26 protein-coding genes and 1 pseudogene are annotated in these 21381 nt (G+C 65.4%); 21 read left to right on the forward strand and 6 right to left on the reverse strand.

From position 1 onward, the window contains the following. The 5 genes from ASV56_RS18720 to ASV56_RS23100 all read right to left on the reverse strand — a co-directional run. On the reverse strand, positions 1-1277 hold a 1277-nt coding region (locus ASV56_RS18720; RefSeq protein WP_172823803.1), incomplete at its 3' end, for a DNA methyltransferase. Positions 1278-1350: 73 nt separating this feature from the next. Next, positions 1351-1743, reverse strand: a complete 393-nt coding sequence (locus ASV56_RS18725) for a hypothetical protein (protein ID WP_062563515.1) — start codon at positions 1741-1743, stop codon at positions 1351-1353. Next, positions 1740-3047: a recombinase family protein gene (locus ASV56_RS18730; protein WP_062563516.1), complete on the reverse strand. Its 1308-nt coding sequence runs from the start codon at positions 3045-3047 to the stop codon at positions 1740-1742. Before ASV56_RS18730 ends, ASV56_RS18725 begins: the two co-directional genes overlap by 4 nt. Further along, positions 3044-3499 carry a DUF2924 domain-containing protein gene (locus ASV56_RS18735; protein ID WP_062563517.1) on the reverse strand — a complete coding sequence of 152 codons (456 nt, stop codon included), beginning with the start codon at positions 3497-3499 and terminating at the stop codon, positions 3044-3046. The genes ASV56_RS18730 and ASV56_RS18735 overlap by 4 nt, the downstream gene beginning before the upstream one ends. Next, on the reverse strand, positions 3496-3699 hold the full coding sequence (locus tag ASV56_RS23100; protein WP_082724930.1) for a hypothetical protein: 204 nt from the start codon (positions 3697-3699) through the stop codon (positions 3496-3498). Before ASV56_RS23100 ends, ASV56_RS18735 begins: the two co-directional genes overlap by 4 nt. A 159-nt stretch (positions 3700-3858) precedes the next feature. Here ASV56_RS23100 and ASV56_RS23775 point away from each other — a divergent pair, with 159 nt between their 5' ends. The 21 genes and pseudogenes from ASV56_RS23775 (at position 3859) to ASV56_RS24650 (ending at position 21028) form a co-directional block, all read left to right on the forward strand. Then, positions 3859-5097 carry a hypothetical protein gene (locus ASV56_RS23775; RefSeq protein ID WP_156429246.1) on the forward strand — a complete coding sequence of 413 codons (1239 nt, stop codon included), beginning with the start codon at positions 3859-3861 and terminating at the stop codon, positions 5095-5097. Then, positions 5066-5995 carry a helix-turn-helix domain-containing protein gene (locus ASV56_RS18750; protein ID WP_062563520.1) on the forward strand — a complete coding sequence of 310 codons (930 nt, stop codon included), beginning with the start codon at positions 5066-5068 and terminating at the stop codon, positions 5993-5995. The genes ASV56_RS23775 and ASV56_RS18750 overlap by 32 nt, the downstream gene beginning before the upstream one ends. 108 nt (positions 5996-6103) lie before the next feature. After that, entirely contained in the window at positions 6104-6697 is a 594-nt protein-coding gene (locus ASV56_RS18755; protein ID WP_062563521.1) for a sigma factor, read from the forward strand. A 13-nt stretch (positions 6698-6710) separates the two neighbouring features. Then, positions 6711-7067, forward strand: a complete 357-nt coding sequence (locus ASV56_RS18760) for a hypothetical protein (protein WP_062563522.1) — start codon at positions 6711-6713, stop codon at positions 7065-7067. A 98-nt stretch (positions 7068-7165) separates the two neighbouring features. Beyond that, on the forward strand, positions 7166-7459 hold the full coding sequence (locus ASV56_RS18765; RefSeq protein WP_062563523.1) for a hypothetical protein: 294 nt from the start codon (positions 7166-7168) through the stop codon (positions 7457-7459). After that, on the forward strand, positions 7459-7977 hold the full coding sequence (locus ASV56_RS18770) for a hypothetical protein (protein ID WP_062563524.1): 519 nt from the start codon (positions 7459-7461) through the stop codon (positions 7975-7977). The genes ASV56_RS18765 and ASV56_RS18770 overlap by 1 nt, the downstream gene beginning before the upstream one ends. A gap of 100 nt (positions 7978-8077) precedes the next feature. After that, positions 8078-8935, forward strand: coding sequence for an ATP-binding protein (locus tag ASV56_RS18775; protein ID WP_062563525.1), 858 nt, complete (start codon positions 8078-8080; stop codon positions 8933-8935). A gap of 21 nt (positions 8936-8956) precedes the next feature. Further along, a complete protein-coding gene (locus ASV56_RS18780; protein ID WP_062563526.1) occupies positions 8957-9742 on the forward strand; it encodes a hypothetical protein in 786 nt (261 codons plus the stop codon). 82 nt (positions 9743-9824) lie between these two features. Next, positions 9825-10055 carry a hypothetical protein gene (locus tag ASV56_RS18785; protein WP_062563527.1) on the forward strand — a complete coding sequence of 77 codons (231 nt, stop codon included), beginning with the start codon at positions 9825-9827 and terminating at the stop codon, positions 10053-10055. 140 nt (positions 10056-10195) lie between these two features. Continuing rightward, positions 10196-10423, forward strand: coding sequence for a DUF6511 domain-containing protein (locus ASV56_RS24050; RefSeq protein WP_062563528.1), 228 nt, complete (start codon positions 10196-10198; stop codon positions 10421-10423). Between the two features lie 11 nt (positions 10424-10434). Continuing rightward, positions 10435-10650, forward strand: a complete 216-nt coding sequence (locus ASV56_RS18795; protein ID WP_062563529.1) for a hypothetical protein — start codon at positions 10435-10437, stop codon at positions 10648-10650. Then, on the forward strand, positions 10647-11447 hold the full coding sequence (locus ASV56_RS18800; protein ID WP_062563530.1) for a hypothetical protein: 801 nt from the start codon (positions 10647-10649) through the stop codon (positions 11445-11447). Before ASV56_RS18795 ends, ASV56_RS18800 begins: the two co-directional genes overlap by 4 nt. Then, positions 11440-12759: an ATP-dependent DNA helicase gene (locus tag ASV56_RS18805; protein WP_062563531.1), complete on the forward strand. Its 1320-nt coding sequence runs from the start codon at positions 11440-11442 to the stop codon at positions 12757-12759. The genes ASV56_RS18800 and ASV56_RS18805 overlap by 8 nt, the downstream gene beginning before the upstream one ends. Before the next feature lie 9 nt (positions 12760-12768). After that, entirely contained in the window at positions 12769-15324 is a 2556-nt protein-coding gene (locus ASV56_RS18810; RefSeq protein ID WP_062563532.1) for a VapE domain-containing protein, read from the forward strand. Positions 15325-15759: 435 nt separating this feature from the next. Then, positions 15760-16281 carry a crossover junction endodeoxyribonuclease RuvC gene (locus tag ASV56_RS18815; RefSeq protein ID WP_062563533.1) on the forward strand — a complete coding sequence of 174 codons (522 nt, stop codon included), beginning with the start codon at positions 15760-15762 and terminating at the stop codon, positions 16279-16281. Next, positions 16278-16478 carry a hypothetical protein gene (locus ASV56_RS23110; protein WP_082724931.1) on the forward strand — a complete coding sequence of 67 codons (201 nt, stop codon included), beginning with the start codon at positions 16278-16280 and terminating at the stop codon, positions 16476-16478. Before ASV56_RS18815 ends, ASV56_RS23110 begins: the two co-directional genes overlap by 4 nt. Further along, entirely contained in the window at positions 16471-16893 is a 423-nt protein-coding gene (locus ASV56_RS18820) for a DUF6362 family protein (protein ID WP_062563783.1), read from the forward strand. The genes ASV56_RS23110 and ASV56_RS18820 overlap by 8 nt, the downstream gene beginning before the upstream one ends. Before the next feature lie 16 nt (positions 16894-16909). Beyond that, positions 16910-18100 (forward strand): DUF3800 domain-containing protein, encoded by a 1191-nt coding sequence (locus ASV56_RS18825; protein WP_062563534.1) that lies wholly within the window; start codon positions 16910-16912, stop codon positions 18098-18100. 436 nt (positions 18101-18536) lie between these two features. Beyond that, positions 18537-19913, forward strand: a complete 1377-nt coding sequence (locus ASV56_RS18830; RefSeq protein WP_062563535.1) for a site-specific DNA-methyltransferase — start codon at positions 18537-18539, stop codon at positions 19911-19913. Position 19914: 1 nt separating this feature from the next. Beyond that, positions 19915-20421 (forward strand): annotated as a pseudogene (locus tag ASV56_RS24645) (DNA cytosine methyltransferase); the annotation flags it as partial. Between the two features lie 286 nt (positions 20422-20707). Then, positions 20708-21028, forward strand: a complete 321-nt coding sequence (locus tag ASV56_RS24650) for a hypothetical protein (protein ID WP_253880189.1) — start codon at positions 20708-20710, stop codon at positions 21026-21028. Positions 21029-21064: 36 nt separating this feature from the next. Here ASV56_RS24650 and ASV56_RS24205 read toward each other — a convergent pair. Further along, on the reverse strand, positions 21065-21381 hold a 317-nt coding region (locus ASV56_RS24205; protein WP_216635421.1), incomplete at its 5' end, for a hypothetical protein.

The raw sequence follows: 21381 nt of genomic DNA on the forward strand, positions 1-21381 counted from the left end.
AGGATGTCGCACACCTTTCCAAGGTGGCTGCCAGTCACAGATCCTGTTTTCGAGAATGATATCTGCGAGACAAAATTCGTTACGCCGAATACTTCGTCCAGCACTCCCCTGACCAAATGCACGTTCTCATCAGATATCTGAACGAAGACCGATCCACTGTCGTTCAGTAGCTCTCTTGCCAATATTAACCGGTCACGCAGATAGGTGAGGTAGGAATGGATGCCGAGTTCCCAAGTGTCTCGAAACGCTTTGATCATCTCGGGTTCTTGGTTAAGGTCCTCATCCTTATCCGAGTCAGCCAGCTTTCTTTTGTTCGTGAAGGGCTGAAAATTCGAGCCGTATTTGATGCCATAGGGCGGGTCGATGTAGATCATCTGAACCTTGCCGCCCATGCTCTCCTTGGTCAGCAGCGAGTTCATCACCAAGAGGCTGTCGCCCGCCACCAGCCGGTTCGACCAGCCCTTTTCGTGGTGGTAGAAATCCAGCGCCTGGCGCAGCGGCAGGTTCTCGAACGGCGCCGCGAACAGGTCCGGCTGCCGCCACTGCGTCGCCGGATCCTTGCCCTTCAGCCGCCTGGCCGCATTGGCGAGGATCGTCGCCGGGTCCACCCGTTCGTGCACATGCAGCGAGACGGTATCGACCTCGACGCTGGTCCGCTCCGCTTTGCCCGTCCAGTTCAGATAGGGCGCCTGCAGCCGCTTCAGTTCCTGCAGCGCGTCCTTCATCCGTTCGGGATCGCCCGAGGCCAGCGCATCGTCGATCAGCCGTTCGATTCCCGCGCGCGCAGAGTCGAAGTTCAGCACCGGGTCGAGATGCGGGTCATAGGCCCAGACCGTCTTGTCGCCATCCGGATCGGTGCCGGCATGGACCATGCCCACCTCGGGGTTGTTCACCCGCGTCTCGCCATGGCGGTAGGACAGCACCTGCACCGGCCCGTCCGGCCTGCGCGCGGCCTTCTTCCCGGTCTTGGCCCGTCGTTGGCGCGGCGCGGGCTCGATGGTGTGGGTCAGTTCGAACCCATCGTCCTCGTCGCCCTCATCCTCATCCAGGTCGTCATCCTCATCGTCCGGTTCATCGGTGACACGGAAGATCGACCCGCCACGGCCCTTGCCACGCCCCAGCACGCCCTCATCGATCAGCGCATCGCGCGCGGCGATGTAGTCGTCTTCGGCAAGGTCCGGCATGTGCTCGCGCAGCAGCGCCAGCATGGCTCCGTTGCCGATGGAGGAACCGTCTTCGGGTGACAGGGTCAGGATCAGGTCGGAAATGTCGGACATGCGGCGCGCGAGCTCACGAAAAGGTCTTGTTTTGAATTACCTATCGCGCCGGTTGCCATTTTGCACGCGGGAATCAGTTAACGTCGGACCAGAGCGCGTGCTGCTCTTTCCAGTCGGCCGGGAACGGGTCCATCAAATTGGCGAGTGTAATATTCGCGGGCTGATGGCCGTCCATCACGGCATCGACCAGTTCCGGGGAAAGGAGCGACAACCGCATCAGCCGCGCCATGTAGGTGAAGGCGATCCCCTCCTTCTCGGCCAGTTCGGAAATCGACGCGAACTCGCCCGACTCCAGCATCCCCTTCCAGCGGAAGGCGCGCGCCAGCGCCTTGACCAGCGTGTTGTCCGGCTTTCGTGCTTGTGCGCCGCCCTCCGGCAGCACCATCTCCTTCCTTCCGCCGCGCTTCACGACGCGGAACGGGACATGGATGGTGATGGTGTCGGGGATCGGCGTGTCGCGGGTCATGCTGCTGCTCCAATGTCGGTAGCCATTTCGCGCGCCAGTGCCGCCAGCCCCTCCATGCGCAGGCGGAGTTTGATCCCGCTGACGCCGATCTCGACCCGCTCGGCCAACAGGGCCACAATGCGCGCCTGTTCAGCCGGGAAGAGCTCGTCCCACAGCGGATCGAGCTTATGGAGGGCCGCGCGTGCGTCGGCCTCGGAGATGTCGTCAGCGTGGGCACGCGCCGTCTTCCAGGTTCCTGCAATAATCTCTGGCTGGCGGAACACGGCACGGAGTTGGTCGATGACGGCGGCCTCGATCTCGCCCGCAGGCACGCGGCCGATAGGACACGCCCCCGCGCCGTGCTTCAGCACCGTCTGGCTGACGTAGTAGCGGTAGAGTTTGCAGCCCTTGCGAGTATGGGTCGGCGAGAACGCGGCGCCATCGGGACCGAAGAATAGTCCCTTCAGCAGCGCGGGCGTGTCGGCGCGAGTCCGGGCGGCGCGCTTGCGGGGGCTTTCCTGCAGGATGGCGTGAACCTTGTCCCAAGTCTCGCGGTCGATGATCGCGTCGTGTTCGCCGGGATAGCTGTCGCCCTTGTGGACCGACTCGCCAAGGTATGCCCGGTTCGAAAGCATCCGGTAGAGATACTTCTTGTCGATCCGGTTGCCACGAGGCGTCCCGAGCCCCCGTGCGTCGACCTCGCGGGCCAGCACCGTGCAGGAGCCGATCTCGATGAAGCGGGCGAAGATCCAGCGCACATGCGCGGCGGTGTCCGCGTCGACCAACAGCTTCCGGTTTTCCACCCGGTAGCCGAAGGGCGGCACCCCACCCATCCACATCCCCTTCTTCCGGCTGGCGGCGACCTTGTCGCGAATCCGCTCGGCAGTCACCTCCCGTTCGAACTGGGCGAAGGAGAGCAGGATGTTCAGCGTCAGCCTTCCCATCGATGTGGTCGTATTGAAGGACTGGGTCACCGAGACGAAGGTGACGCCGTTCCGGTCGAACACCTCGACCAGCTTGGCGAAATCGGCCAGCGAGCGGCTGAGGCGGTCGATCTTGTAGACCACAACCACATCGACCAGCCCGTCCTCGATGTCGGCCATCAACCGCTTCAGGCCGGGGCGTTCCAGCGTGCCGCCCGATATGCCGCCGTCGTCATACTGATCGCGAACCAGCACCCAGCCCTCGGACCTCTGGCTGGCGATGTAGGCTTCGCAGGCCTCCCGTTGGGCGTGGAGGCTGTTGAACTCCTGCTCCAGTCCTTCCTCGGAGGATTTCCGGGTGTAGACTGCGCAGCGCAGCTTGCGGACGACGGGTTTCGTCATGTCCGCCCCCTGTGGTTCTTGAGCCCGAAGAAGACCCAGCCGTTCCAGCGCGTGCCGGTGATAGCGCGCGCGATGGCGGACAGCGACTTGTACGGCCGCCCCTGCCATTCGAAGCCGTCAGCGGTGACCGTGACGATGTATTCGACGCCCTGCCATTCGCGCAGGAGGCGCGTGCCGGTGATGGGGCGATCGCGGTCGAGGCGCATGCCGCGCTTCTTCTTGTCGCCTCCGTCCAGTTCCTCGCCGAGCCGTTCCAGCCGCCGGACGGTCTCGGGCTTCAGCCCGCCATAGGCGAGTTCCTGGATGCGGTAAGCTAGGCGGGATTCAAGGTAGCGCCGGTTGAACGGCGGCGGTTCGCTGTCGAACAACTCGCGCCACTGCTTTTTCAGGTCGGGCGTCGGCGTGGTCTTCAGCGCCGCCAGTCGCGCGGGGATGGGGTCGTGAGTCGTCATGCGGTCTCCGTAGGGTTCTGGGTTGCATGACGGCATCGGTCAGCCGGATAGTGTAGGCGAATTTCTCCAGCATCGTCAGAAGGTTCGCCCCGCGCACGCTGCATCAGCCGCACCAGCCCGAGGGCGAGCAGACCGCACAACTCGGTGCGACGCTCGGCGGCGGTCATCTGGTCGGGCGGCAGTGGATTGGGACGTTTCATGCGAGCAAGTCCGTGTTGGCTTGCCCTGCCTCTACTCAGCCGATCCGAAAAACGTCCCGCAGAGAAAATGGCGGTTACGCAAAAGGCCGGACTCGACTCATGGTTGATCCATCGGGTAGAACATAATCAGAACAGGCCGGCCGTTTGCGAGGTATTCCCGTGGGTTCCGATCTCAAGAAATTTGTTAATCCGAAGTTTCTCAAAACCATTGATCCGGCCTTGATGCGGGTTTTGTTCGTTCGGCACTTCGGCGAGGACGAACTGCCTGTGTCATTCGAGGGAGAGGCCCCAACCATTCGGGCAGCTCTGGCGGCGCATTTCGAAGGAACCGTTGCTGGCTGGAACGCCGGAATGGTCGCCGATTTGCATCGCGTTGCCGAGCTTGGAACCAGCGAGGGCATGCAGCTTATTCTGAACGAAGCCCGGCGTCGTGGCGTGGTTCTCTATCCCGAGCCCGACCCTGACGACACCGAGGCAGCGCCCATACGCCATGATCCCAAGCACGTCGCGCTTCATACCTACCTGCTGCATCACCGCGTTTTCGAGGCTGCAGCCGACTTTCATGCGCTGCGTGCGCCGACATCGCCTGCAGAGTTCCGCGGGCCAGAGCGGGACGTGGGGGCGGACCTGACCGAAGAAATGACCGAGGCTTTCAAGGCAGCGGTGATCAATCTGTTTTCGCAGGACCTTCAGGGTCAATATTGCCGCCTTGGGCCTTATGAGGAAGACGGCGAAATCAACCTGGTGATCAGCCACGGCGCGCAAGTGACTACAACGCCGGTGGTCACCGGGGATCGGGAAGAGATCATCACCCTTCGCGCGGTCAAATATGCGGTGCTGCGGTACTCCCCGGTGGAAGGGCGCCTGTTCGTGGGCGGCGTGGTCAAGGCGCAGCAAGGCGAAATCGCCGAGCTTTTCGCCCGGCATGTTCTGCGGTGGCCGGGCTTCTTCTCGGGGCGGGACGCCCGCGATCTCTATACGCTCGATCCGATCAGCGATGCCGGGCCCGATTTCGCGTTCCAGCATCGCTATGACGAGACCATCAAGGAGGTCCGGATCGTGGCTGCCGCTGCTGACCTCTTCGAGCGGGATGAAGAGGATCAGCGCTGGCGGCATGTGCGCAGCTGGGAGTCGAAGGACGCATCCGGCGGCGCGCTGACGCATTTCCGGGGCAGCGAGGTGCGGTTCGGCCGGGGCTGGCGGTTGGGCGAGATCACCTTCCGGGTCGCATTCGAAACCGGCGCAAAGCGACCGGCACAGGTCACAGTGCGGCTGAAGCCACCGGGTACGCTCGCCTTCCGCCGGACGCGGTTCGAGAAGGCAATCCACACGCTGGTTCAGCGCAACGGGCTCGAGAAGGACCGCGATGCTGGCATGGTTGTGGACGCGGCTGAGTGAGGGCGGCGCCCGGGTCGCGATCTCGGGCCGGGCGTTGGGCCGCTTTCCCGCAAGCGATGTCGAGCGCCTCTTGCGGGCGCAGGTGCTGATCGAGGAACGGAAGGCCGATACCTGGTCGGTCTGCGCCGAGTGCGACTGCGGGCTTGATGCTCGCCCCCTCGAACAGTCGGGTGATGCGTTCCGCGCTTGCTGCCCGCACGATCAGTCCGAAGACGTGATCCTTCAGAAAGACGATCTGCGCCGTTTTTCGGTCGACGTCGACCGGCTCGTGGCCCGGATTGCTGCCAGCGGGAATCTGGGCGGCGCAGTTGCATGCATTGCTGACGGCGTCTGGCTATTGGGGGACACCACGTCCGGCCATACCGTGGTCCTGTCATTTGATGCCGACAATCTGGTTGCGCCGGGCGCGGTGATGGCAATCAGGGCGGCAGTGGGGCCAAAGCCGATCATGGCAATCGTCCACGACCTTTCCGCAACAATCGCCGTCAGGCTGCGGGAGGCCGGAGTCGAGCCCCACGAAATTGCAGCTGTTTTCAAGGCAGGGTCGGATGGCACGGAACGCCTCGTCCTCGATCCGCCATCTTCAGTGCCGCGCCTTGTCATGACGCTTTCGGCGCAATCGGTCACTCTCGACGGCCGTCGGCTCGACCTGCCGACACAGATGTTCGCGCTGTTTCGGCTGCTGATCGAGCAATCCGTCAAGCGTGATCCAGTCCTGAAAAAGCAGGATATTGAGAGGCAGACCGGCCGTCCCGCCAATGAAATCGCCCGCGACCTGCGCAACGCGCTCGTCTCCTCGGGCATGCCCGAGGCGCAGGCGAAATCGCTGGTCGCGACGGTTCGCGCGCGCGGCTATCGGCTCGGCCTCGACCCTGCCGAAGTGGTCATCGAACCCTGAGGCCGTCACACACAATCCGCACATAACAAACACACGGCAATCACACCGGCAGCAGCGGGCTGAGCGGCACATTCGGACCAACAGCAACATGTTCCGAGGTGCTCCCGAATGTTTCCGCCGATTTCCCCCGACGACCTTGCCACGCTGATCGACGAGGCAGCCATTGCCGCGCGCCGCCTGCATCGCAAGCTGATGCTGCCCGCCGCCGATCTCGACGATCTTCGCCAGGACCTGCTGGTGGACCTGATCTGCCGGCTGCCCGGCTTCGACGCGCGCCGTGGCAGCATCGGTGCTTTCGCCAACATTGTCCTGCGCAACCAGTCCTCGCGGATCGCCATCCGTCATCACCGTCAGCGCAGGATGCAGGGCGGCACGGTGCTTTCGCTCGATGCCCCCGTTTCCGGCGCGACCGAGCCGCTGGGCTGCCTGCTTGCGGAGGCCGATGGTCTGGCCGCCTGGCATGGGCAGGACCGCTCTGCGACGGACGACGCCGAGACCCACCACGATCTCGCCCGGGTGCTGGGCGGCCTGCCCGGGGAAGCGCGCGGGCTTTGCGCGGCGCTTGGCACATGCGCTGTCGCGGAGATCGTCGAACGCACCGGCACCTCCCGTTCCGCCCTCTACCGTCACATCGCCCGCCTGCGGCTCGACCTCGCCATGCGCGGGATTGGGGCCGAGTGGGACGGTTCGAAAGCGGCGTGAGTAGAGGATCGACATGGAGATGATCGTCATGCCCCTCACCGAATTCACGCCCGCAAAGGTCCGGCCGCTCACCGACATCGAGTTCTGCGCCTGGATCGGCCAGGCCATGCCGGGCGACCGGCTTGAGTATCATCGCGGGTTTCTCGGGATCGATACCACGGCGGTGATTTCCACCTTGCCGGAACCGGAGCGCCGCAGGCTTGGGGCGTTGGCCAGTGCCGCCCACCGCGCCTTCGAGGCCGCGCTGGTGCATCTGGTGCAGGTCCGCGTCGGCCCTGATCGCTTCGCCTATCTGGCCATCGCGCGGACCAAGCCGCGCCATGCGCCGATCCCGTTTTCCCAACTCATCGCGACAGAGGAGGCCGCCTGATGCGCGCCACGCTTGCCTGGATCGGGGATCGGCTTCCTCCGTCCCTCTACTTCCTTCTGGCCGGAAACTCGGCCCCATCCCTCAACGGAGACCACGACATGACCGAGACCGACGGCCCGCTTGCGCGCCTGCGCAAGGCTTTCCGCAGCCTTGAGGATCTGCCGGAGGTGATCCCCGCCTCCTGGCGTCCCGGCAATGCCACCGATCCGCTGCCCGTCGAGACCGCGAGTGTCGACGATATCGCCATCGCGATCGTCGCCGCGAATGCCGAACTGTCCGCGGCCATCCAGCGATCCTCGGCGCTGGAAAAGCTCCATCGTCTGGCGCGTGAAGCCGGGGCTGTCGGCACGGACCGCGCCGTGGATGCGGCACTGAAGCGGGAGGGGCGCTGATGGCCATGCCGTTCCCCAGCACCGAGGCGCCGACCGAGGCCCGCCTCGACAACCTGCCAACGTTCGACGACCTCGATCGGCTGTCCATTGGCGAGATCGCCGACATGCCCGCTGCGCTGCTTCTTGCGCTGCAGGACGAAGCAGCGGCCGAGAGCGCCCGGGTCAAGCGCCTGAAGGACCGTTTCGAGGCGGCACTGGCGCAGCGTTATGGCGCCGCGACCGAGGCCAAGCGGTCTGGACAGGGCAAGACCTCCGGCACGGTCCGGATCGAGGATGCGGGCGTGGTGGTAATCGCCGATCTGCCGAAGAAGGTCACCTGGGATCAGGACCGGCTGGCCACCATGGCAACCCGGATCCGCGAGGCCGGCGACGATCCGACCCAGTATCTCGAGATTGCATATCGCGTGCCGGAACGCCGCTTCGGGGCCTGGCCCGACGCCATGCGCGAGGGCTTCGCTGCCGCCCGGTCCGAGACCACCGGCAAACCCGTCTTCCGGCTCGAGACCCGAGACCGGTGACGCGCGGCGGCGGGACGCCCGAGCGGTAACGCCGGGCAGGTTCCCCTTCGGCACCCGGTCACCCCCGCCGCCGCGCCCTTTCAATCCTTCGGAGAACCCCATGGCCTTCCGCATCATCACCGCCGACGAACGCCTCTCGGCCGCCGAGAACAAGACCTCGCTTGCCATCTTTGGCCCACCGGGCGTGGGCAAGACCACGCTTCTGAAGTCCCTGCCTGCCGAGGAAACCGTCTGCCTCGACCTCGAAGCCGGGATGAAATCGGTGCAGGACTGGCGCGGCGCGTCGATCCCGGTGCGCAGCTTCACCGATTTCCGCGATCTTGCCGTGCTGATCGGCGGGCCGGACCCCGCGCAACATCCGCAGTCCTGGTACGGGACCGAACGGCATGCCTGGCTGCAGGCCCAGCACCGCGACAGCGGTATCGAGGCCTTCCTTGCCGCGCGCCGCATCGTCTTCGTCGACTCGATCACCGATTTGACGCGGCAGGCGATGGCCTATGCCCGCCAGCAGCCCGAGGCATTCTCGGACCGGACCGGCAAGCCCGATGTCCGAGGCGCCTACGGGCTTCTGGGGCGTGAGGTGATCCAGGCGCTGAAGCACCTCCAGCATGCGCGCGGCAAGACCGTGATCTTCGTCGGCGTGCTGGAAAAGGTGACCGACGACTTCGGTACCGTCACCTGGCAACCGCAGATGGAAGGCAGCAAGGCCGGGCGGGAGTTGCCGGGCATCGTGGACCAGGTCGTGTCGATGCACCTCTTCGCCCGCGATGCCGAGGGTGGCTGGGTGCTGGACGAGACCGCCACCGACCGCCGTCTTGCCTGCAAGTCCGGCAACCCCTGGGGCCTTCCTGCAAAGGACCGGTCTGGCCGCCTCGACCTGACCGAACCGCCCGACCTCGGCGCGCTGCTCGCCCGGATCGACGGCCGCGCGCCCCACCAATCCGCTTTCGCCTCCTGATCCCTGAAAGGACATGATCCCATGAGCTACGACCTGAACGACGCCCAGCCGCAGATGGCCCCCATCGGCGAGCTGATCCCGGACGGCACCTTCGCCAAGGTGCGGCTGACCATTCGCCCCGGCGGCGTGAACGGCGCGACCCCGGCGGATGCGGGGCTGCTGAAGGCTTCGCAGTCCAGCGACGCCCGCATGCTCGACTGCGAATTCACCGTGGTCGACGGCCCGCATGCCCGCCGCAAGTTCTGGCAGAGCTTCACCGTGGCGGGCGGCAAGCTGGACGAGAAAGGCCAGTCCATCGGCTGGAAGATCTCGAAATCCACCTTTCGCGCCATCGTGGACAGCGCCCTTGGCCTTGATCCCAGGGACGAAAGCCCCGCCGCCAAGGCCAAGCGGGTTCTGCCCGGCCTGCGGCATCTGGAGGGCATCGTCTTCGCCGCGCGCATCATGGTGGAGCCCGCGTCCAACCCGCAGTACCGCGACCAGAACCGCATCGCCAACGTCGTTCTGCCCGATGAGCCGCAGCATGCCGCCATCATGCGCGGAGAAACCGTCCCGCCCGATCCGGTCAACGCCCCGCCGCGCAAGGCCGCGAGCGTCGCGGCGCCGGGCTGGCAGGCTCCGGCACCGGCCTGGGGCGCGGCGCAACCGTCGCCTGCGGCGCCGAACTGGGGCGCGACACCGCAGCCCGCCGCGGCACCGGCGCCCGCATGGGGGTCGCAGAATGTCCCGGCCGCTCCCCCCGCGCCGCAGGCCCCCGCACCCGCTGCGCCGGGCACCCCCGCCATGCCCGCGTGGCTCAATGGCTGAGGCGCGGCGAAAGCGGCGGTCGGGTGGGTCGGCGCGATCCACCACAGCCGAGCCCGAAGGGGCTGGGCCGGGCGACCGGCCCATGACCCCGGACGAATGGCAGGCGCATGTGACGCGCGCCGCCGCGCTGGAGATCGGAACATGGCTCGAGGCCCGAGGAAGACTGCACCAACCCATCGCAAGCCTTACCCTCGGCGAGCTCGAGGCCATGGCGGTGAACGCCATCTCGCGCTGGATCGTGATGCAGTCGGAACGGCTTCACCGACAGGACTGGCCGCAGGACGACCTGATCGCGACGCTCTTGCTCGGGTAGCGCTATGCGCCGTCTGCGTCCGGGAGGCCCGGGGCTTTGGCTACGTCCACCGGCTCCAGCACGACCGCTATCCCTATCACCGCTTCTGCTCGCTCCGCTGTCAGGACTTGGGCAGCGCAATCGCTCAAAGGAACAATGGCATGATCGACAAGACCGCCCGCGAGGCACAGGCCATCCGCGACGCCCGGGTGCTGTTCGCCGAAGCGCTGACCGACCTCGGCCTGATGGCGCCCTTCTTCAACCGCACCGCCGCCGACATCGATCGGCTGATCGAAGCGGCCGTCACCGGCTACGTGGACAGCATGCTGGCGCAGGGTGCGCGCAAGGAGCGGACCGGCACGGCCCATGACGACCCCATTCCGTTCTGAGGGGGCGCGCGATGATCGACCTGAACGACGACACCGCGTCCTGCAGCTGGAAGCCTCTGCTCGAGGCGGCCACCGGGAACGCCGTCACCGACTTCGAGATCGAGTTCTGCGACAGCCTCCGCGAGAAGCTGGCGCTGTTCGGCGAGAGCGCCCGGCTAACGGACGCGCAGTTCCACAAGCTGACCTGCATCGCGCAGGCCGGCGGCTTCTGGGAGCGCGAGCGATGATCGACCTGAACCATAAATCGGGCTTCCTCTACGGCGCCGGCGCACCACGCCCGCCCATCGCGCAAGCCGTGTCCGCCGCCATCGATACGGCGCTGTCCGCGCGCCATCGCGCCGAGCGTCCGCGTACCTATGTCAGTTCCTCGGGTCTTGGCCGCGACTGCCTGCGCCAGATCCAGTACGACTTCCTCGCGGTCCCGAAGGACGAAGGCCAGGAGTTCGCGCCGCGCACGCTGCGCATCTTCGAGGCGGGCCACCGGGCCGAGGACATCGTCGCGAACTGGTTCCGGGTCGCCGGGTTCGACCTGCGCACCGAGCGACCCGATGGTCGCCAGTTCAGCTTCGAGGCCATGGCGGGCCGGTTCAAGGGCCATATCGACGGCTGCTTCGTCTCGGGCCCCATCGCGATGGACTATCCCGCCCTATGGGAGAACAAGGCGCTCGGGGCCTCCAGCTGGAAGGATGTGGTCAAGCGCGGCGTCAGCGTCGCGCGGCCTGTCTATGCCGCCCAGATCGCCCTTTATCAGGCTTACATGGACCTGCCCAACCCGGCGCTGTTCACCGCGCTGAACCGCGACACGATGGAATTGCACGCGGAACTCGTCCCGTTCGATGCCCGCCTCGCGCAGGAGATGTCGGATCGCGCCGTCACGGTCGTACAGGCCTCGGCGGCGGGGGAATGGTTGCCCCGGATGGCCACCGAGCCGACGGCGGTCGTCTGCCGGGGCGGCATGGCCGGCGGCAAATGGCACGCGCCCTGCGCATGGGCAGAGCGGTGCTGGAGGGGCGGCGGTGTCTGACTTCGTCCCCTCGGCCGCGCAGGCCGCCGCCATCGCCGAAGTCCGCGACTGGTTCGAGAACCGCACCGAGGAGCAGCAGGTGTTCCGGCTCTTCGGCTATGCTGGGTCGGGCAAGAGCACGGTCCTGAAGTTCGCCCTCGACGACCTCGGTCTGTCACCCCACCGCAGCGCCAAGGACGGCAGTTGCGTGCCGGGCGTCGTCACCGCGACCTTCACGGGCAAGGCCGCACTGGTGCTGACTCGCAAGGGCACGCCAGCGCGCACCATCCACAGCCTGATCTATTCGGTCATTGAGTCGACCGAAGAGCAAATTGCCGCCGCGGCCGCCAAGGTTCAGGAAGCCGAGACTGCCGCGCGCAGGCTCACCGGTTTCGACAGGACCGCGGCCGAAGCCGGGATCGAGGCGATGCGCCAGGCGCTGTCCGCGATGAAGCATCCCCGTTTCGCCCTGAACCCACAAAGCGATGCCGCGGATGCGCGGCTGATCGTGCTGGACGAGGTGTCGATGGTGGGCGAGGAGATGGCCCGCGACCTGATGAGTTTCGGCAAGCCAATCCTCGTGCTGGGCGATCCCGGCCAGCTGCCGCCAATCAAGGGCGAAGGGGCCTTCACCCGGGACGCGCCCGACATGATGCTGACAGAGATTCACCGCCAGGCGGCCGAAAGCGCCATCATCCGTCTCGCCACCATGGCGCGGATGGGGGAGCCCATCGGGTTCGGGATTTACGACGCCCATGTCGCCAAGCTACGCAAGGGCGACATCACGCCGGATCAGGCGCTTCGCGGCGGGCAACTGATCTGCGGCCTGAACGCGACGCGCTTGCAGCTGAACAATGCGATGCGCGCGGCGGCCGGGCTGGGCGGGACATATCTTCCCACCGGCGGGGCGGAAAAGATCATCTGTCTGAAGAACGACAATTCGCTCGGTCTGATCAACGGCATGTTCCTGACCCTTGAGGATATCGTCGACGAGGGTAGCCTCTACTTCTCGGCCGTGGTGCATGATGAAGACGGGCGACGTGTCACGCCGTTCGACAGGGACGGCCGTCCGGGCCGGTTGCGCATCTACAAGGGGCATTTCGAGGATCACGTCGCCTACGATGCCAAGCGTCATGATCGCGACTGGCGGGAAAAGCGCAAGCTGACCGAGGCGACCTTCGGCTGGGCGATCACCGCCCACAAGGCGCAAGGATCGCAGTGGGAGAACGTGATCGTCTGGGACGACGGGCTGGGCCGCAGCGAGATCGACCGCCGCCGCTGGCTCTACACTGCCATCACCCGCGCCGAGCGCGGCCTCGTCCTCTTGGCGTGAGGGGACGCGATGATCGATCTCAACGATGTCGCCACGCCGAAGGCACGCCACGATCTGGCCGCCGTGAAGGATCGGCTGGCCGCGACCGCTGGCGACTGGCTCCCCGGCATCTTTCCGGAGGCGCGGCTTGCGCGCGACCGTCGCTCCTTGCGCTGTGCCGACCTGTCCGGCCGCCCACCGCGCAAGGAAGGATCGTGCACCATCCACCTCGACGGGCCCTATGCCGGCTGGGGCTTCGACTATGCGACCGGAGAAAGCGCCGGGCCCATCGATCTGATCGCGCAAGCGACGGGGCTGAGCGACGGCGCGCTCTTCGACGAAGCGGCGCGGATTGCCGGGATGGATCGCCCCATGCCCCGATCCGCACCGCGCCCGAAGCCCGACCATTCAACCGAGGTTGCGCGTCTGGTCGATGGCGCCCAGCCGCTCGCCGGAACAGTGGGCGAAGCCTATCTGCGTGCGCGCGGGCTCGGCGATCCGGGATGCCCGGATCTGCTGTTCCATCCTGACCTGCCGGATTTCGACACGCGGCGTGGATGGCCGGGACTGATCGCATTGCCTCGACTGGTGGACGGCACCCGCGCGCCGGGCATCCACAGGACCTTCCTCATGGATGACGGCAGTGCCAAGGCGCCTGCCGGCAAGAAGATGCTGGGTTCGGTGGCCGACGCGGCCGTGCGGTTGTTCGCCATGCCTGCCGACGGCCATCTCGGCATTGCCGAAGGCATCGAGACCGCCCTCGCAGCGCATGCCCTGTTCGGCACCGCCGTCTGGGCGGCGCTGTCCGCGGATGGCCTCGCCCGCTTTCGCTGGCCTGAGGGCACCACAAGGGTCACGATCTATGCCGATGCTGGCGATGCCGGTCGTCAGGCGGCCGCCACGCTCTCGGACCGGCTGAACCGGGCCGACATTCCGAACGAGATCGTGGTCCCGCTGCATGGCGACGACTTCAACGACGACCTGCTGCGCGGGGCGCGCGCCGAGAACTACGGCCCGCGCCAGGGGCTGCCGACCGAAGACCCGCCCGCCGCGATGGATCGCTTGCCGTCTGCCGGCGACATCATCGCTGAACTGGTGGCGGCTGCCGATGGGCTGACCAACCCGCCCGATATCTCTGCCCTTGGCGAACTTCTCGGCCGCATTGCCCTTGCGCGGCTGGACCCGCTGCCCGCGCGCCAGATCCTTGCCCGCATCAAGACCACGACCGGCATCGCCATGTCGATCCTCGACAAGCAGTTGATCGAACTGGTGAAGCGTGTGAACGTCTCCGGCGATCCCCATGCGCGGATCGCCAAACCGGCCTGGTTCAACCGCCTGCGACAGGATCTGGTCGGAACGCCCGAGCGCAACGAGGCCAATGTCATCATCGCGCTGACGTCCGACGTCGCTTTCGCGGGCGTGCTGGCCTTCGACGACTTCTCGCAGGAGATCGTTGTCCGCCAACCGCTCCCTTGGGATACCGCGACCGGCCCGCTTCCCCGTCCGTGGGAGGATGCAGACGATGTCCGGACCGCGGAATGGCTGCAGCTGCGCGGGGTCAATGTCGCGCCGCTCGTGGTCGGCCGTGCCGTCGGCGCCGTCGCCCGCGAACACCGTATCCATCCCGTACGCGACTGGCTGGAACATCTCCGCTGGGACGGCACGCCCCGGATCGAGACCTGGACCAGCACCTATCTCGGCGCTGCCCCGACCGCGTTCCACCATACCGTCGGCGCGTTCTGGCTCATCTCGGCCGTGGCGCGCATCTTTCGCCCCGGCGTGAAGGCCGATCACATGCTGATCCTCGAAGGCCCGCAGGGCGCGCGCAAATCGACCGCCATCAAGGTGCTGGCGGGTGAAGCCTGGTTCACCGACGAACTGCCCGAGCTTGGGTCAAAGGATGCCGCCATCCACATGCAGGGCGTCTGGATCGTGGAAATCGCAGAGCTCGATGCCATCGGCCGGGCCGAGGTCTCGCGCATCAAGGCCTTCCTGACCCGCACCACAGACCGCTTCCGCCCGCCATACGGCCGCTACACCGTCGAGGTGCCGCGCCAGTGCGTCTTCGCAGGCACGGTGAATCCCGACACCTATCTGCGCGACGAGACCGGCAACCGCCGCTTCTGGCCGCTGCGCTGCGGGACCATCGACATCGCGGCGCTGGCCCGCGACCGGGACCAGCTCTGGGCCGAAGCCGTCCATCGCTTCCGCGAAGGCGCGATCTGGTGGATCGACGATCCGGCGATCCTTGCCGAAGCCGCCGACGCGCAGGAGGCACGCTACCAGGCGGATGCCTGGGACGCCCGTATCGACCGGTGGCTGACCCATGACACCCGCAGCGTCAATCGCGGCCATGCGGGCTATGAGGATTGGCAGGATGAAGAGTTCGAACGTCCCGAGCCGATCCGCGATGTGTCGGTGGGCGAAATCCTTGAAGGTGCGCTCGGCATCGAACCCGCGAAATGGACGAAGGGCGACCAGATGCGCGTGGGGGCCTGGCTGAAGTCGAGGGACTGGGAGCGGTACCGTAGCGGCGCGGGCGCGACCCGCGAATGGCGCTACCGCAAGCGGCAGTGCGGCGGCTGACGTCGGGATAGCTTTGTCAGGCATCGAGGGGCATCCATCCGGGTGCCCCTTTTCCTTATGGCAGCCGTCCCACTTCAGGTCATGTCCCACTTCAAGCCCAAGGTGGGACAGAAAAAACCGTTCAAGATCAATGCCGTCCCACCGGTCCCACTTGGATCGCCAACTTCTCTCTTTCCTATATGGAGCGTATGTTTCCCGGCCGACCTCATTCTTCCTCATGCGACGTAAGGCAAAAGGTGGGACAAGTGGGACAGGTGGGACACGCGATGTTTTGAAAGGAAAATCTGGCGTCCCACTTTGATCGGCAAGTGGGACACCCCACGACCAAGTGGGACAGAGGCGTCGTCAGGCGCATTTTTCTTGAATGGGCACGCATGGCGTGATTCTCTGCCCGTGACCAAAGCCGAAGGCCCACAATTCAGGTGAGCCTTCATCATGACGCTGACCACCGAGACAGCTGACCTGCACCTCGAACCGAGGTGCCTTTCTGCGTCCTGCATCCTTGCCCTCGACCTCGGGACGACGACAGGTTGGGCCTTGCGCGGTCGTGACGGGCTGATCACCAGCGGGACCGTCTCGCTGCGTCCCGGTCGCTTCGACGGCGGTGGAATGCGCTACCTGCGCTTCACCAACTGGCTGACCGAGGTCGACCGACTGTCAGGGCCCATGGCAGCGATATGGTTCGAGGAAGTCCGGCGCCATGTCGGGACGGACGCTGCCCATGTCTATGGTGGGCTGATGGCCACCCTCACGGCATGGGCCGAACTGCGTGGCATTCCCTATCAGGGCGTTCCGGTTGGAACGATCAAGCGTCACGCCACCGGCAAGGGTAACGCCGACAAGCAGACGATGATCGCTGCGGTCCAGTCGCGCGGCTTCAGCCCCGCCGATGACAACGAGGCGGATGCCATCGCAGTCCTACACTGGGCGATTGAGACGAACGGGGGTGTCGCATGAGGTGGCATCCAAGGGGCTACGGCGGCCAACGACGGGATCCTGAGCAGGTCAAGCGGGATGGGTGGCAGGAACAGGGTCTGCTGGCGATTTCTGCCGACGATCCCCGGCTCACCTGGCCCGAGCGCGAACTGGTGCGTCAACTGGGCGAAAAGCTCTATGGGCCGCGCGCGGCCGAACGGGAGGTCGCAAATGGCTGACTGGACGCCCATCATGGTCGAGGACCGGCTCGAGAGAGCGGCCGACGTGTTCCGTTCGCTGCCCGAGGTGAAACCGCAGGGCTATTTCAACGCCTGGCCCGAGTACTTCCACAGCTTCGCTGATCAGGTTGGCCAGGAACCACGGATGCGACGCCCGAAGCCGGGCCCGCGCGACATCACGCAGGCCGAGGATGCGCTGCTCTGGCTGCGCTGGCCCGAACCCGGCGACGCTCGCCTGCTCTGGTTGCGGGCGAACCGCAAGCCATGGAAGCCGATCTGCTGGGAACTGGGCATCAGCCGTGCCACCGCGAACCGGCGCTGGCAGTACGGCATTGCGGTCATCGTCTGGCGATTGAATGGGAAACGGGTGCCATCTAGGCGATCTATCGACTATATCGTGCGAGCAGCTGGCTGAGCACGGGAAGATAGATTTGTTCGCGTTCGTTGACGAAACTGGGAATACTGGCTCGAACATCTTCGACGAAGCGCAGCCAGATTTTTTCACGGGAGCGCTCATTACCAAGTCAAACTTCGATGTCCTGCACAAGAAATCGCTGAGCGCCCTCTGCAGGAAACACGGCATCGCGTCCCTGCATGCCTCGATCCTTGGCTTCGGACCGATCGAGAAGATCGCGCCCGATCTCCTCAACATCCTCAAGAGGGTCGACGCGAGGTTTTTCGTATCGCGTGTCGAGAAGCGGTATCTGGTCGCCACCAAGCTCTACGATACCTTTTTTGATTCCGGCGAGAACCCGGCGGCGAACTGGAATGCCTACAACGTGAGGGTTCTGAAGCTGACCCTGTGCTTCAAGGTTGCGACGATCCTGACCGAAGAGATTGCCCGCGAGTTCTGGTCAATGCTGATGGCCCGCAACGAGAAACAAGCGCGCGCGAAGATCCCCGCCATTTGCGACGCCATCCTTGAGAACGTGCATCTGCTTGCCGACCAGAGGTCGAGGGATGTCGTCACAGAAACCCTGTTGTGGTCGCGCGGCCACCCGGAAGCCCTCGACATCTTCATCGCGGGGCGCCAAGCCAAGAACGGGCACATGCCGAACATGGTAGCATTCGCCAACCTGCTCGACGGCTTGGAAGGGTTCTCGAAACGGTGGAACCGCCCTCTAAAGAAGATCATCCATGATAGGCAGTCGCAATTCGAGAGTTCGCTTGAAGAGTGGCACCGCATGTTTTCAAACGCCTCCGGCGAGCCAATCCACCGACCCGGTGAGACAATGGTTCTACGCAAGGTCCCAGGTTCGACCTTCGAAGTCTCGAGCTCCGACGATAGCGCGGGGATACAGATCGCAGATCTGACGCTCTGGCTGTTTCGGCAGTTCCTCGCCGGGAAGGAACTCCCCGATGGTTCGGCTGCTATCCTCAGCTATGTGTTCAAGAAGGGCTACCAGCAAGACTTCTCGTTTCGTGGTGTCGGGGCCCAGGTGGAAGTGCAGCTCCGCGAGATCATGGAAAAGGATATTCCTGCCGAAGCGATGGAAGCAGGCCGACGTCTGCGCGAAGAGCAGGAACAACTCCGACAGCATCTCATCGCAAAATACGAAGAAGATGGTCTAATGCCGTATCAGCGCGGCCCATTGAAGTTGGTGTCGCCCGAAGACGACTGAGGATCTTGTCAATCCCATTCCGGGTCGTGAGACGGTTTCTCGCGAGACATCGCATGGTGAGACGGATCGCCCCAAAGCAGCTATCCATAGCGATATACTCGGGAGTGGAGCGCGCAGGCAGAGGCCGCGCCGCTGGCTTCCGGGGTCCAGAGAGGGGACCAGTCGGGGTCCGAACTGCCAAGCCTTTGATATCTTGGTTCCTTCCTGGCGATATTCGTATGCTGGCGGGCGAAGCGCGGCGCATCGCCAGCGACAGGGCCGGATTTTTGGGAAGCCGCCCGAAAGCCGGATCCACCTGACCCCGTGCAAACCCCAATAAACGCTGGCCCTTCGGCTGGACACCTCGGACGCCGCTGGACCCTGCGTGGAGTCCAGCGCGGCATCCAGTGTCCAGAATCCGGCCAGCATCCACCCTCATATCGGAAGCCACCCGACCATGACGCTGACCTTCGCCCCCGAGCGGATCGAGACCTGGCCGCTTGTGCGCCTGCAGCCTTACGCGAAGAACGCGAAGATGCACGGCGCGGACCAGGTCGCGAAGATCGCCGCCAGCATGGCCGAGTTCGGATGGACCGTGCCCTGCCTCGTCGCCGAGGACGGCGAACTGATCGCGGGCCACGGCCGGGTGCTGGCCGCGACGCAACTGGGGCTGCTTGAGGCGCCGGTGATTGTGCTGGGCCATCTGACCGAGGCGCAGCGCCGGGCGTACCGGATCGCGGACAACAAGCTGACCGAACTCGGCACCTGGGACGAGGCATTGCTCTCGGCGGAACTGAACGACCTGCTGGCCGAGGATTTCGACCTGTCACTGGTCGGCTTTTCGGACGGCGAACTCGACAAGCTGCTGGCATTCGTGCCGGAGGCGGACGGGGAAGAAGGTGGCACCGGGGGCTCCGTGCCGCCGGTGACCATCCCTGAGCCGCCGCGGAATCCGGCGTCGCGCACCGGCGACCTGTGGATCCTCGGCGATCACCGGCTGCTTTGCGGCGACAGCACGAACCATGACGATGTGTGCCGCCTGATGAATGGCGAGCGCGCGATCCTGTTCGCGACCGACCCGCCGTATCTCGTTGACTATGACGGCTCGAACCATCCGACCCGCAACAAGGACTGGTCGGCGTCCTACGGCACCACCTGGGACGACTCTTCGCAGGGCGCGGAACTCTACGACGGCTTCATTTCTGCCGCCGTGGCGGAAGCCATCGCTGACAATGCTGCGTGGTACTGCTGGCACGCGTCCCGCCGCCAGGCGATGTTGGAAGCCTGCTGGGAAAAGGCCGGGGCCTTCGTGCACCAGCAGATCATCTGGGTGAAGGACCGCGGGGTTCTCACCCGGTCGCATTACCTGTGGAAACACGAGCCCTGCTTCATGGGCTGGCGCCGCCCGAACCGGCCGCCCAAGGTGGCCGAGGAAACCCTGCCATCGACCTGGGCGCTGCCCAGCTTCGCGAAGGATGACCGGCCAGACCACCCGACGCCCAAGCCGCTTGACGCCTTCGGGATCCCGATGCGCCAGCATGTGGCGCGCGGCGGGCTTTGCTACGAGCCGTTCTCGGGGTCGGGGTCGCAGATCATGGCGGGCGAGGCCAATGGCCGCCGCGTCTTCGCGATGGAAATCAGCCCGGCCTATGTCGATGTCGCAGTCGAGCGCTGGCAGGCCGAGACCGGCCGCGACGCGATCCTTGATGGCGACGGCCGGACCTTCGCGCAGGTGAGGACCGAGCGGCTGGGCGACGATGCCGAGGCCCGGGCCGATACGCCGGACCCGGACGCCGCCCCCGAACCCGCGCGAAAGCGCCAGACCGCCGCGTGACATGGATGACCTGGCTTTACCTTCCTCCGGACGCGCTTCCGGAGCCGGAGACGCATGCCTCTTCGGCCTCTCGCTCTGCTCCGGCGCTGGCGGGCTCGATCTCGGGCTCGCCATCGCCATCCCCGGATATCGTGCTGTGGGCCATGTCGAACGGGAAGCCTACGCCGCAGCCACTCTCGTGGCGCGGATGGAAGACGCGTCCCTGGATCAGGCAGTTGTCTGGGACGACGTTGGAACCTTCGACGGCCGCCCGTGGCGCGGCGCGGTGGACATCGTCACTGCGGGCTATCCGTGCCAGCCGTTCTCCGTCGCGGGCAAGCGCCGGGGTGCGGATGATCCGCGGCACCTCTGGCCGCATGTCGCCCGGATCATCGGCGAGGTCGAGCCGCCCTTCGTATTTCTCGAGAATGTCGACCATCATCTCCGCCTCGGCTTCCCCGAAGTCGCCGCAGGACTGGTCGGCATGGGCTACCGCCTTGCGGCAGGCCTCTTCACGGCGGCGGAAGTCGGCGCGCCCCACAGGCGCGAGCGGCTGTTCATCCTCGCCATCCGCGAGGGGGACGAGCTGGCCGACCCCGCGCGCCTGCTCTGGAACCCGGTCGAGTGGCGGGAACCGGACGGAACTGCTGCGCCTCTGGCCGACGCCGAGGGCCAGTGCCAACGAGAACCGGCAGACGAAGCCGACGCCATCGCAGGAAGCGGGCCAGCATGGGATGAACCTCGCGACCACGGCCGCTATGTGGCCGACGCCGATGGCGAACGATGGGTGCAAGCCGAGCGCGGGCAACCGCCGCTTGGCCGACCTGACCCATTCGGCGGGGCTGTGGATGACGCCGACGGCACGCGATCACAAAGATGGCGCGACGAGCCTTGCCAACACGCCGGTGAATGGCCTGCTTGGCCGCCAGGTCCTGGCGACGCCGATGGCTGGGCGCGATACCTCCGAGCCGCGCCGGACCTTGAACCCGCTGTTCGTCGAGGCGCTGATGGGCTGGCCTATCGGGTGGACCGGCTTCGGCTCTGTGGCAACGGCGTGGTTCCGCTGGTTGCGGCGCATGCGCTGCGAACTCTCGCGGCTGAATTGCTGGCCGATGGATGAGGTAATGCCAAGATGAAAAATTGGAACAACACAGTTTCTTCTTCCACGCACCCTATCGCGGGATCGTGAACTCGAATGCATAATTGCGAGTGTTGACCCCTGTACCAAAATCAATCAGCGCAAACGGGCTAGCGCCATCCACCGGAGGCCGATTTAGATCGACTACCTTTGACCCGTTGATCTCATGAAAAATTTCGAAAGCGGGAAACGTTCCGGTAGTACCTGTTACGGACAACAACCTGTCCGATACCGAGTACCTTATCGAACCAACCGCATCAATCTTTGGGGCTAAGGGAATTTGCGGATTTCCTGCGCCTATTGAAAAGAATAGAAGATAGTGCAGCCCGTCTCGCTTAACTTCTCCGACAG

The sequence above is a fragment of the Paracoccus aminovorans genome, from assembly GCF_001546115.1.
Lineage (GTDB): Bacteria > Pseudomonadota > Alphaproteobacteria > Rhodobacterales > Rhodobacteraceae > Paracoccus > Paracoccus aminovorans_B.

Coding starts and splice junctions, on each gene's coding strand:
- ASV56_RS18755 (WP_062563521.1), top strand. CDS start 6,104: ATGTTTCCGCCGATTTCCCCCGACGACCTTGCCACGCTGATCGACGAG.
- ASV56_RS18795 (WP_062563529.1), top strand. CDS start 10,435: ATGATCGACCTGAACGACGACACCGCGTCCTGCAGCTGGAAGCCTCTG.
- ASV56_RS18820 (WP_062563783.1), top strand. CDS start 16,471: ATGGCTGACTGGACGCCCATCATGGTCGAGGACCGGCTCGAGAGAGCG.
- ASV56_RS18800 (WP_062563530.1), top strand. CDS start 10,647: ATGATCGACCTGAACCATAAATCGGGCTTCCTCTACGGCGCCGGCGCA.
- ASV56_RS18770 (WP_062563524.1), top strand. CDS start 7,459: ATGGCCATGCCGTTCCCCAGCACCGAGGCGCCGACCGAGGCCCGCCTC.
- ASV56_RS18830 (WP_062563535.1), top strand. CDS start 18,537: ATGACGCTGACCTTCGCCCCCGAGCGGATCGAGACCTGGCCGCTTGTG.
- ASV56_RS18815 (WP_062563533.1), top strand. CDS start 15,760: ATGACGCTGACCACCGAGACAGCTGACCTGCACCTCGAACCGAGGTGC.
- ASV56_RS18785 (WP_062563527.1), top strand. CDS start 9,825: ATGACCCCGGACGAATGGCAGGCGCATGTGACGCGCGCCGCCGCGCTG.
- ASV56_RS23110 (WP_082724931.1), top strand. CDS start 16,278: ATGAGGTGGCATCCAAGGGGCTACGGCGGCCAACGACGGGATCCTGAG.
- ASV56_RS24050 (WP_062563528.1), top strand. CDS start 10,196: ATGATCGACAAGACCGCCCGCGAGGCACAGGCCATCCGCGACGCCCGG.
- ASV56_RS18730 (WP_062563516.1), bottom strand. CDS start 3,047: ATGACGAAACCCGTCGTCCGCAAGCTGCGCTGCGCAGTCTACACCCGG.
- ASV56_RS18780 (WP_062563526.1), top strand. CDS start 8,957: ATGAGCTACGACCTGAACGACGCCCAGCCGCAGATGGCCCCCATCGGC.
- ASV56_RS18725 (WP_062563515.1), bottom strand. CDS start 1,743: ATGACCCGCGACACGCCGATCCCCGACACCATCACCATCCATGTCCCG.
- ASV56_RS23100 (WP_082724930.1), bottom strand. CDS start 3,699: ATGAAACGTCCCAATCCACTGCCGCCCGACCAGATGACCGCCGCCGAG.
- ASV56_RS18765 (WP_062563523.1), top strand. CDS start 7,166: ATGACCGAGACCGACGGCCCGCTTGCGCGCCTGCGCAAGGCTTTCCGC.
- ASV56_RS18760 (WP_062563522.1), top strand. CDS start 6,711: ATGGAGATGATCGTCATGCCCCTCACCGAATTCACGCCCGCAAAGGTC.
- ASV56_RS18750 (WP_062563520.1), top strand. CDS start 5,066: ATGCTGGCATGGTTGTGGACGCGGCTGAGTGAGGGCGGCGCCCGGGTC.
- ASV56_RS18810 (WP_062563532.1), top strand. CDS start 12,769: ATGATCGATCTCAACGATGTCGCCACGCCGAAGGCACGCCACGATCTG.
- ASV56_RS18735 (WP_062563517.1), bottom strand. CDS start 3,499: ATGACGACTCACGACCCCATCCCCGCGCGACTGGCGGCGCTGAAGACC.
- ASV56_RS18775 (WP_062563525.1), top strand. CDS start 8,078: ATGGCCTTCCGCATCATCACCGCCGACGAACGCCTCTCGGCCGCCGAG.